Here is an 11,285-nt window from a genome sequence, read left to right on the forward strand (position 1 = left end):
TGAATCTATAAAACTTAGTAAATCGCCATATGATTGCGGTGAATCATTTCCAGCGAACGTGCTTCACCTAACACCTGATGCACTTTATCAGAGGCCAGACCTTTGACAATTTCCGCAGAACGTGAACTGAAGTTGACGCGACCAACAGCAATGCGATGACCCTCTTGGTCTACACACTCCACCACATCACCACGCTCAAAGTGACCTTCCACCGCTTTTACCCCTACAGGTAACAAGCTGCGGTGATTGTCTTTAATCGCTTTGACTGCACCATCATCAAGAACCAGACGACCAGCAGTTTGTAGATGTGCCGCCAACCATTGCTGATGTGCGGTAATACGGTCATTGTCAGTAATAAACAAAGTACCTAACAATTCACCCGACATTAAGCGAGCAAGCACATTATCACTTTCACCACTGGCAATCAGGGTTGGACAACCCGATTTTGCCGCCAGACGCGCAGCACGGACTTTGGTCAGCATACCGCCACGACCAAATTTACCGCCACCACCGGCCATATCAAACAGGCTTTCATCCAAAGCACGCACGGTATGGAACAGTTTGGCATTCGGATTAGAACGTGGATCGGAGTCAAACATGCCTTGCTGATCGGTCAGGATAATCAGCAAATCGGCATGCACCTGACCTGCCACCATCGCGGCCAAAGTATCATTATCACCAAAACGGATTTCATCAGTAGAAACCGTGTCATTTTCATTGATAACCGGAATCACACGCCAGTCAATCAGGTTCTGTAAGGCATCACATGAATTGAGATAGCGACGGCGGTCTGCCAAGTCATCGTGAGTCAATAAAACCTGCGCCGTTTGAATGGAATGATTTTCCAGAACACTCGACCAAGTTTGAATCAGCCCCATTTGACCAATGGCAGCACAAGCCTGAAGACTGGGTAGATCGGTGGGTCGATTCTCAAGTTTCATTCGCACCATACCTTCAGCCACAGCACCGGAAGACACCAGAATAATCTCATGTCCTGCATTGTGCAGATCTGCAATCTGTTTCGCCCAATGCGAAATTGCATCCAGATCTAACCCTGTTCCGTTTGCTGTGAGTAAAGATGATCCGATTTTAACAACGATTCGTTTACAAGCCTTGAGCTGACGTTGCCCATCTACCACTTCTATCATCTTGTCCTCAGTTACTCTTATTGCCGAGCTTAACGTACGTAGTACACTTCCATTTCACCATCATCACCGTCTTCATCATCATCGTCGTCATCACCTAGAATACCGGCAAGACGCTGTTGACGACGCATCTCACGATACGCTTCTTTCGCTGCGATGGTTTGTTCACGTGTTTCAGCTTCAAGCTGGTCACGGAACGCTTTTAATTGTGCTGCGTATTCTGGATCTTCAGCTTCGAGTTCACGTTGTTTCTCGATTTCATCCATGAGGTAATACACAACTTCTTTAGTCCCTTCAGACATGAGGCCTGAAGTTTTGAATACTGGACCTGTCCATTGCATTTCCTCAAGAAGATGCTTACACCATTCTTCAGGCGTATCTTCGTCAAGTTGGTCAACCTTGTTCAGCACCAGTACTACTGGCAATTTAGCAAGTGTTGGAGAGAATTTTTTCAACTCATTCAAAATTGCTTTGGCATTGTGTGCCGGATCTGAACCGTCAATCGGTTGTACATCGACAATGTGCAACAAAATACGGGTACGCGCCAAATGCTTAAGGAAACGAATACCCAGACCAGCACCTTCAGATGCACCTTCAATCAGACCCGGAATATCGGCCATCACAAATGAACGGTGACGGTCGGCATCTACCACGCCCAGATTCGGCACCATGGTGGTAAATGGATAGTCTGCAACTTTTGGTTTTGCAGCAGAAACCGCACGAATAAAGGTCGATTTACCTGCGTTAGGCATCCCAAGCAAGCCAACATCCGCCAATACTTTAAGTTCTAGACGCACTTCACGGAATTCACCTTTAGCACCGTGAGTACATTTACGTGGTGAACGGTTGGTCGAAGATTTGAAGTGAGTATTCCCTAAACCACCTTCACCGCCTGCTGCAACCAATACACGCTGACCATCAGCGACCAAGTCACCGATGATATCGCCAGATTCTGTATCTACAATGGTGGTTCCAACCGGAACCAGTAATACGGTGTCTTCACCGCCGCGGCCTGCACAGTTTGCACCGCGACCATTTTTTGCACGTTCTGCACGGAATTTACGTGTATAACGATAATCTACTAGGGTGCTGGTGTCGTCGTCGGCCTGAATATAAATACTACCGCCACGGCCACCGTCACCACCATCTGGACCACCAAATGGTACGAACTTTTCACGGCGAAAACTGGCTACGCCATTGCCACCGTCGCCAGCCTCTACGGTAATGACTGCTTCATCAACAAAGCGCATGCTGCCAATCCTCTAAAAACTTTAAAACCCCATATTCTGCCATATTTTAAAGAATTTCTCGAATATATTTATTCAGCACTCCATGAAGATGACTGAATTCAGTTTTATTTTATAAACATCTATCAAAAAGCTGATGTTGTCCGATCTTTTTGCCAAGCAATTATTTTCCAACCGTTGATATAAATTAATGATCACATGATTGATTTTACTTATTTCATAATCTGGATAACTCTCCTTATAGTGCATGCAGCGTTGTTTGAGTCCTGATCATGTCTTTGCCAAAACCTGAAACTGTCAGCCCTTTGTCATCACAATTTGTATTGCTTATGGCAATCGCCTGCGGTTTATGTGCCGGTTCGGCTTATTTTAATCAGCCGCTGATTTATTCGATTGAAAAGAGTTTGAAAATTAGCACCAGTCAGGCCGGCTTAACCGTCGTGCTTGCCCAAATTGGTTATGTGCTTGGCTTAATGCTGTTGGTTCCTTTAGGCGACTTCCTGAATAAACGTAAACTTGTGGTCAGTTTGATGGTATTTGCTGCCATCTCGCAAATTCTGCTGTCATTTAGCACCACCCTCAGCACCTTATATCTTTTCACCCTGTGTGCCACCTTTGGGGCAATTTCCGCTCAGGTTCTGATTCCTTTTGCCTCAACCATTAGTCCACCAGAATCCAGTGCTGCAACGGTTGGAAAACTCATGAGCGGTTTGGTGATGGGGATTATCCTGTCACGGACCTTTGCCGGTTTTGTCTCAACGTACTGGTCCTGGGAAGCTGTGTATTTATCCAGTGGCGTGATCACCCTGCTGTTTGCTGTTGTGATGTGGAAAAAATTACCAAATACTCAACCTCAAACCGGCTTAACCATCAGCAGTATTTACCGTTCACTGTTTACACTTGCCCGAAACAATCCACATTTAATCCGTCGTGCCTGTGCTGGTGCATTAGGCTTTGGCATCTTGTCGATGGTCTTTACCTCGATGACCTTTGTCCTAGGCAATGCGCCTTACTACTTTAGTGATTTTGAAATTGGCCTGTTTGGCTTGCTCGGTGTCATCGGGATTTATTCATCGAGCTGGTCGGGCAAAACTGTGGGGCAAGGCAAGGAAAATCTGGTCGCAACACTGTGTATTTTTCTAATGCTGTTTTCATGTATTCCCCTGTTCTTTGCCCAGCAGAATATTTGGGTTTATGCAATTGGGGTTTTGATGAGTTATTTTGGCCTCACCGCCTTTCATGTCCTAAACCAAAATCTGGTTTACCGGATTGACCTGAAAGCACGTTCACGGATTAATGCAGTCTATATGACCATCTATTTTTCGGGTGCAGCTTTGGGTTCGCTGGGTGCAGTATATGCATGGGAACACTTTGGGTGGATTGGCTGTGTTGCACTCGGTCTGGTCTTCTCGATTGGAATTTTGCTGATTGACCGTTTTGATTTTAGCCAAATGAAAAAGGTTTAAATTCAGCACAAGGAATAGACCACAAGGTTTATTCCTTTAAAACTTTATAAGACTTAATCTCTAAAGCGGATAAACATTTATCCTGTGAATCTCTTCCTGATAAATCTTTGAATCGATAAAGAAAAAATCCTACAGACCATAACCAAAGTCCGATCCCTTACCAGTAAAGTCACCACCAGATTTCCGGCCTTTCCAGCTAATGACTACCCACAAAGACAATTTAATTCTTATTTAGCAATACGGTCTTTATTCTCCAAAATCTCAGGCAAACTCCGCTCTACCCATCCAATGAGATAATTCATTTTTTCTGCGGCTTGCGAGCCTAAAATGGTCAGCTGATATTCCACTTTGGGTGGCACCACCGGATAGACGGTACGTAAAATAAAACCATCCTGTTCCAGCATTTTTAGCGTTTGTGACAGCATTTTTTCACTCACCCCTTCAATGCGCTGTTTCAGCTCACTAAAACGATGCACCCCCTCACTTAAACAACGTAGAACCAATACCGACCATTTGTTCGCGAGATGTTCCAATATTTCCCGTGATGGACATTCATTCGATAACACCTGCCCCAACAAAGGACTGATCGCATATTTACTCATTCAAGCTCTCTCCATCTGTATATTTTTATCTTTTACTTACTATTTTTAATGTACTTACCATTTGTAAGCTATCAGATTAGAATTTCGGCTACAAGTATCATTTTTTAATTAAATTCAGTAAAAATTTCTGCTTATAGCATGAGCTTAAAATAACGGCATAAAAAAAGGAGCCTCTATAGAGACTCCCTTTTACTACTTTAACAAATTATGCATTTGTTTCGGCAGGAATTTTTGGATAGCTTACGCCGCCCATCTGTTCTGCGATACGTAATACCTGGCAGCTATAACCCACTTCGTTGTCGTACCAAACATAGCAAGTTAAACGGTTGCCTGAAGTGATTGTTGCTTGCGCATCAAATACACCTGCAGTACGTGAACCGATAAAGTCAGAAGATACCACTTCAGTTGAGTTGGTATAACCGATTTGACCTTGAAGGTTTGAGTTGATTGAGATTTGACGAATGTATTCGTTCACTTCTTCACGATCAACTTCTTTCTCAAGAGTCAAGTTAAGAATAGCCAATGAAACGTTTGGTGTAGGAACGCGTACAGAGTTACCAGTCAACTTGCCTTTAAGCGCAGGTAGTGCTTTAGCAACCGCTTTAGCAGCACCTGTTTCCGTAATAACCATGTTCAATGTTGCAGCACGGCCACGACGGTCAGCTTTATGGTAGTTGTCGATCAGGTTCTGGTCGTTTGTGAACGAGTGAACTGTTTCAACGTGACCATTCAGCACTTTGTATTTGTCTTCTAACACTTTAAGTGTTGGCGTGATGGCGTTAGTGGTACAGCTTGCAGCAGAGATAATAGTATCTTCATCAAGAATGTCGGCCTGGTTCACACCGTATACAACGTTCTTCATGTCACCTTTACCAGGTGCAGTCAAGATTACGCGTGCAGCGCCTGGGCATTGAAGATGTTGAGCAAGACCTTCAGCATCACGCCATTTACCAGTGTTATCAATCACCAGTGCATTGTTAATACCGTAAGCAGTGTAGTCCACTTCAGATGGACTAGATGCATAGATCACTTTAATGAAGTTACCGTTTGCAATAATGGCTTCGTTTTCTTCATCAACTGAAATTGTGCCTTGGAACGGACCATGGATAGAGTCGCGACGCAGCAATGAAGCACGTTTTTCCAAATCACCATCAGATGATTTACGCACCACGATTGCTTTAAGATTTAAACCACGACCCAAACCTGATTGACCAATGATTAAACGCGCAAGAATACGACCGATACGACCAAAACCGTAAAGAACAACATCTTTGCCTTCTACAACCTTCGCATTACCTGCTAAAGATTTCACTGCTTCAGCAACAAAAGCGTCTACGTCACCGCCTTTTTCCTTGAATTCAACAGCAAGTTTACCTAGATCAATTTCTGCTGAACCAATATTTTCAATTTTAGCTAAAGCTTCTAAAATCGGGAAAGTGTGAACCACAGAAAGCTCAACATCCATAACACGTGTACGGCGATGCGCTTTTAAAATCTGGATTACTGAACGGTTAACTAAAGAACGACCGTATACCGAAGTCACGATATTTTTTTCACGATATAGTTGACCAATCAGGGCAATCATACGTTCCGCGATTTCTTCACGGTTTTTCCAGCGACCTTGGTGCTCTGCATGTAGGGCGATGATAGTGTCTTTGCTCACAGCTACGTCCTCTAATTAATTGTATATCTAGGCATAAATTTCAAACCCGACAATTGTAAAGGAATTATCAGCAACTTTGAATCAAAAGCTGAATGTTCAACGTGCTTTTTACGGTATATTCACTATAAATTTATAAAATAGTTGTAATTATTTTTATGATTTTACTGTTAAAAGATCAGAAAGCGATTTAAAAAGTAAAAGTATACTTTTTTGTTAAATGTTGCTTAATCAAACAACCTGAGTTTTTACCCAGTTTACCGATTGAAGTCTATTTCAAACGATCCTGATAGTTTTCCACATTTTGATTCAGTGCACGCTGTTTATGCTTTTGTTTGATGATATGAATTGTACCTTCAATGACCAGCAATAAAACGGCAATCCAGATGGGAATATAAGTCAGCCATTCTCCTGTCTCAACCCGTTCCCCCAACACAATAGAAGCAAAGGCCAAAAGCACGGGCTCGAGATAACTCAGCAATCCAAAAATCACAAAGGGCAAATAACGGCTAGCCAGCATATAACTACCCAGTCCCAACGCACTTAAAAAACCCAGGCCAATCACGGCAATAATTAAATGTGGAAAATGAGCCATTAAACTCAGACTATCGCTATGCATAAAGCCCAAGTAAAAAGCTACTGGCAAAATGAGACATAAATCCCACCAGAAACCGCCCAAATGATCCGTTTTAAAGACCCGGCGTAAAAAGAAATATAAGGGATAAGCCAAAGCAACATAAACCGTTTCCCAGGCGATACTGCCGATACGCCAAATTTCATGTCCTACCCCTAAAATGGCCAACATCACGGCAGCCAACTGCCATTTCGACAGTTTTTCCTTATAAAGCACACAACCCACCAGCACCATCACCAAAGGCAACAGAAAATACCCCAGTGAAACTTGCAGACCACGGCCATTAATGGGGCCCCAGAGAAACAGCCACAGTTGTGTGGTACAAAGCAGGGAGCTAAAAATCAGCCAGATCAGGAAGACAGGCTGTTTAACCATACGCTTAAAAATATCGGCAATGTGTTTGAGATCACCCGACCACCACATAAACAGGGTTAGGAACGGTAGCGTGGCCAGCATGCGCCAGGCAAAAGTCTGTTCGCTGTCCAAAGGTTTTAAAAATTGCGTATAAAAATACAACACCCCAAAAGTAACGGATGCCAATACTGACAAAGCCAAGCCTTTATACATCTTTTACCTCAAGGGGATTATTCATTTCATGACTTTACGAAACCATCCAAAATACTGGATCATTCAACTTTAAAACCGAAGCTATCTTAACAAATAAAAAACCATGCCTAAGCATGGTTTTGAACTTTTGTTAAAGTATGCAGTATGTTACCTGATCGTCTGCTTGGTATGAATCACATCACCCAAATCATAGCCCAACGACTTGGCATATTCCAAATATTCGTTGACGACTGCCTGATCAGGTTGTGGAGTACGGGACAATACCCACATGTATTTGCGGCGTGGCTCACCCACCAATACAGTCTGATAATTTTCATCAAGTTTAAGCACCCAGTAATCACCTCGACCAAAGGGTAACCAGCGAATTGCCTCAGGCAAGAAACTGACTGTTAATTTGCTATTGAAAGGTGCATTTTCAATAAATGCCTCTCCAATCGACTGGGTGAGGTTACCCTCTTTAGTATAGCAGCGGTTATCTACAACCACATTGCCGTTCTCGTTCAGGGTATAGGTCGCGGTGACATCACGATCACACTTATTTTGAAAATACAGCGGCTTGCGAGCCACTTCATACCAGACCCCCAGATATTTATCCAGCTCAACCTTTTCCACCGTTTGTAGTGGCTTGGTTTGCGCATATGCCATTGTCGCCATACCCAAACCCAGCAATACAGCTCCACCGACGGCAATTTTAGCCAGTTTATAGCCCGCTTTTGGAAGATTATCGCCTGTCATAAAAGTACCTTTCAGTCAAAATTTTAAATTCTTTAAGTGCTTACACATTTAAAAATAACGACTCCAACCCAACCATACTGTAGCGTTATGTAAGGTCTGTTGACATTTCATACATGAATTGCCAACAGACCTTAATTATTTTGCAATCAAAATCATCAAGCTAGCTGAGCATCTGTGCCTTCAGACGAACTATTTCATCACGCAGTCGCGCTGCCTGTTCAAACTGCAATTCTTTCGAAGCTTTGAGCATCTCTTTTTCCAGTTTGGACAAATGTTTTGCCAGCAATTTAGGATCAGCCAAAATATGACGCTCATCGGCACTTAGGGCACGGGCCTGATCCGAAATCTTCTCGTCAATTTGGTCATCAGTCAGCACTTCACCGGTATCGATATCCTGGTTATTCTGACGCTTGGTACTGCGCGGTGTAATATCATGCAGGGTATTAAACTCAATCTGTTTGGCACGGCGGCGCTCAGTTTCATCCATGGCTTTTTGCATGGAGTCGGTAATGCGATCCGCATACAGAATGGCTTTACCATTCACGTTACGTGCAGCACGACCAATGGTTTGGATCAATGAACGTTCCGAGCGCAAGAAGCCTTCTTTATCGGCGTCCAGAATGGCCACAAGGGACACTTCCGGCATATCCAGACCTTCCCGCAGTAGGTTAATACCGACCAGCACATCATGTACACCGCTACGCAGCTCATGAATAATCTTGGTCCGCTCCACGATATCAATGTCTGAATGCAGATAAGCCACCTTAACGCCGTATTCTTTTAAATACGAAGTTAAATCTTCCGCCATACGTTTGGTCAAGGTCGTGACCAGAACGCGTTCATCCAGTTCCTTACGGATATTGATTTCCGACAGCACGTCATCGACCTGAGTCAGCACTGGGCGAATTTCAATTTCAGGATCCAACAGCCCAGTTGGACGAACCACCTGTTCGGCAATTTGTTCCGATTTTTCAAGTTCGTATTTTGCCGGGGTTGCACTGACATAAATCGTTGATGGGATAATACGTTCCCATTCTTCAAACTGCATCGGACGGTTATCCAGTGCACTTGGCAAACGGAAACCATAATTCACCAGATTCTCTTTACGCGAACGGTCACCTTTATACATGGCACCAATCTGCGGCACCGTGACATGCGATTCATCAATAATCAGCAAGGCATCATCGGGAATATAATCAAATAAGGTCGGTGGTGCCTCGCCTGCCGGACGGCCAGACAAATGACGTGAATAGTTTTCGATGCCGTTGGTATAACCCAATTGCTGCATCATTTCCAAGTCATAGCGGGTACGCTGTTCAATACGCTGTGCTTCCAGTAATTTGTCATTAGCCCTAAAGAAACCCAGACGCTCTTTCAGTTCTTCACGAATGGTGCCAATGGCGCGCTGTAAATTATCCTTCGGAGTAACATAATGACTTTTAGGATAAATGGTCACGCGTGGAACTTTACGCACCATTTTTCCGGTTAAGGGATCAAACCAGCGAATGGAATCGACTTCATCATCAAACAGTTCAATACGGATGGCATCCTGATCTGATTCGGCTGGGAAAATATCAATAATTTCACCACGGATACGGTAGGTACCACGCAAGAATTCCAGTTCGTTACGGGTATATTGCATTTCTACCAGACGGCGGATGATGTCATCCCGGCTGATCCGGTCGCCCTGCACAATATGCAGCAACATGCTCATATAGGCATTCGGATCACCCAGACCATAAATGGCAGACACCGACGCGACAATGATGGCATCACGGCGTTCCAGTAATGACCGCGTTGCCGAAAGACGCATCTGGTCTATATGGTCATTAATCGCCGAGTCTTTTTCAATAAAGGTATCGGAAGATGGCACATACGCTTCAGGCTGATAATAGTCGTAATAGCTGACAAAATATTCAACCGCATTATTGGGGAAAAATGACTTGAACTCGCCATACAGCTGTGCAGCCAAGGTTTTATTATGTGCCATGACAATGGTAGGACGCTGTAACTGGGAAATCACATTGGCCATGGTATAGGTTTTACCCGACCCGGTTACCCCAAGTAACAACTGGTCGTGATAGCCTTTTTGAATACCTTTGACTAATTTTTCAATGGCTTGTGGCTGATCCCCCGCAGGCTGATAGCTGGTCACTAATTCAAAAGGTTGATGACTATCCGACATATTATTTAGCTTCTATACACTAATGCAGTTTGAATGATATGAGGGTTAAAGCTCAACATTCAATATCAATCTCCTGATATTTAGCGAGGGACTTATATAAAGAAAATTGCAACATTTTTGTCTTGACCGCATGTGCATTCAATAGCAACATGAGACAAAGCCTCATGATCACAATAAAGCCTATGACTTACCATTACCATGACGAAAGTATTGTCAAAAATCTACCAGAAGATACCGTTTTTGTCTTTGGCAGCAACATGGCAGGAAACCATGCAGGTGGGGCTGCGCGTACTGCCCTGCAATATTTTGGCGCAATGCAAGGCGTAGGACGTGGCTGGTCAGGTCAAAGTTACGCCATTCCCACCATGAACGAGCATTTGCAACAGATGCCCTTGTCGCAAATTCAGCACTATATTGATGACTTCAAGATTTATACCAAAAACCATCCGAAAATGACCTATTTCATTACCTCGGTGGGTTGCGGCATTGCTGGCTATAAAACCGAAGAAATTGCCCCAATGTTTAAGGGTATTTCACATAATGTGATTTTTCCCATTTCTTTCCGCCCTTTTGTAGAAAGAGCCTTACCCAAACTAACCCGTCATTTTCTCAGAACAGTATTTACCGATGAGGTTATTTTCTCCTCCCCAGATGAAGATATTACAGCCTGTTTAGATTTGTCAGAAAATGAAAAAAGTGCCGCCCGAATTATTCTCAATACCCAAATGTACCCAACCGACAGTAATGGCCGGGACCGAAATTTTGAAATTTCAGACATTTTGCATGTGTTAAACGGCAAGATTTTTGACTGGCAAGACCATTCAGAAGGTTCGATGATGTTTGGCGGAGTCATTCTGGCTTTGCTTGAACTCTACAATATCAACGAAAAAGACTTTATGGATGTCTGGCAAGGTGAACGTGAAATTTCTGCGCCTAAGCCAGAAAACAAGGCCCGTAGAGCCAGTCGCTAAGCTTTAATCCTATTCCATAAAACCGATCTTGAAAGCCAGCTCCTGAATTGGCTTTTTTTTATCCACCTGATTT

Annotated in this window: 9 protein-coding genes; 2 read left to right on the forward strand and 7 right to left on the reverse strand. The window is 43.6% G+C overall.

Annotated elements, in window-relative coordinates; all coding sequences use genetic code 11:
- Positions 1 to 14: 14 nt before the first annotated feature.
- The gene (gene proB / locus ABJ384_RS09535; RefSeq protein ID WP_086196117.1) at positions 15 to 1,148 is read right to left on the reverse strand and encodes a glutamate 5-kinase; all 1,134 of its coding nucleotides are present in this window, start codon (positions 1,146 to 1,148) and stop codon (positions 15 to 17) included.
- Between the two features lie 29 nt (positions 1,149 to 1,177).
- Positions 1,178 to 2,395, reverse strand: a complete 1,218-nt coding sequence (gene cgtA / locus ABJ384_RS09540) for an Obg family GTPase CgtA (protein ID WP_349926992.1) — start codon at positions 2,393 to 2,395, stop codon at positions 1,178 to 1,180.
- 269 nt (positions 2,396 to 2,664) lie between these two features.
- Between cgtA and ABJ384_RS09545 the strand changes: the two genes are divergently transcribed.
- The gene (locus tag ABJ384_RS09545; RefSeq protein ID WP_349926994.1) at positions 2,665 to 3,858 is read left to right on the forward strand and encodes an MFS transporter; all 1,194 of its coding nucleotides are present in this window, start codon (positions 2,665 to 2,667) and stop codon (positions 3,856 to 3,858) included.
- Positions 3,859 to 4,085: 227 nt separating this feature from the next.
- Here the strand turns inward: ABJ384_RS09545 and ABJ384_RS09550 are convergent, their stop codons facing one another.
- The 5 genes from ABJ384_RS09550 to uvrB all read right to left on the reverse strand — a co-directional run bounded on the left by ABJ384_RS09550 (position 4,086) and on the right by uvrB (position 10,241).
- Positions 4,086 to 4,460, reverse strand: a complete 375-nt coding sequence (locus tag ABJ384_RS09550; RefSeq protein ID WP_166167111.1) for a helix-turn-helix domain-containing protein — start codon at positions 4,458 to 4,460, stop codon at positions 4,086 to 4,088.
- A 205-nt stretch (positions 4,461 to 4,665) separates the two neighbouring features.
- Positions 4,666 to 6,123 (reverse strand): glyceraldehyde-3-phosphate dehydrogenase, encoded by a 1,458-nt coding sequence (locus ABJ384_RS09555; protein ID WP_180044578.1) that lies wholly within the window; start codon positions 6,121 to 6,123, stop codon positions 4,666 to 4,668.
- A gap of 268 nt (positions 6,124 to 6,391) precedes the next feature.
- Positions 6,392 to 7,321, reverse strand: coding sequence for an EamA family transporter RarD (gene rarD / locus ABJ384_RS09560; RefSeq protein WP_349926997.1), 930 nt, complete (start codon positions 7,319 to 7,321; stop codon positions 6,392 to 6,394).
- Between the two features lie 147 nt (positions 7,322 to 7,468).
- Positions 7,469 to 8,056 carry a lipocalin family protein gene (locus tag ABJ384_RS09565; RefSeq protein WP_349926998.1) on the reverse strand — a complete coding sequence of 196 codons (588 nt, stop codon included), beginning with the start codon at positions 8,054 to 8,056 and terminating at the stop codon, positions 7,469 to 7,471.
- A 160-nt stretch (positions 8,057 to 8,216) separates the two neighbouring features.
- Positions 8,217 to 10,241, reverse strand: coding sequence for an excinuclease ABC subunit UvrB (gene uvrB / locus ABJ384_RS09570; protein ID WP_349927000.1), 2,025 nt, complete (start codon positions 10,239 to 10,241; stop codon positions 8,217 to 8,219).
- Between the two features lie 182 nt (positions 10,242 to 10,423).
- On the opposite strand from uvrB, the gene ABJ384_RS09575 reads away from it, so the two are divergent.
- Complete coding sequence (locus ABJ384_RS09575; protein WP_180176251.1) at positions 10,424 to 11,212, forward strand: hypothetical protein; 789 nt, start codon at positions 10,424 to 10,426, stop codon at positions 11,210 to 11,212.
- Positions 11,213 to 11,285 lie beyond the last annotated feature (73 nt).

This window comes from Acinetobacter sp. A1-4-2, from assembly GCF_040233925.1.
GTDB lineage: Bacteria > Pseudomonadota > Gammaproteobacteria > Pseudomonadales > Moraxellaceae > Acinetobacter.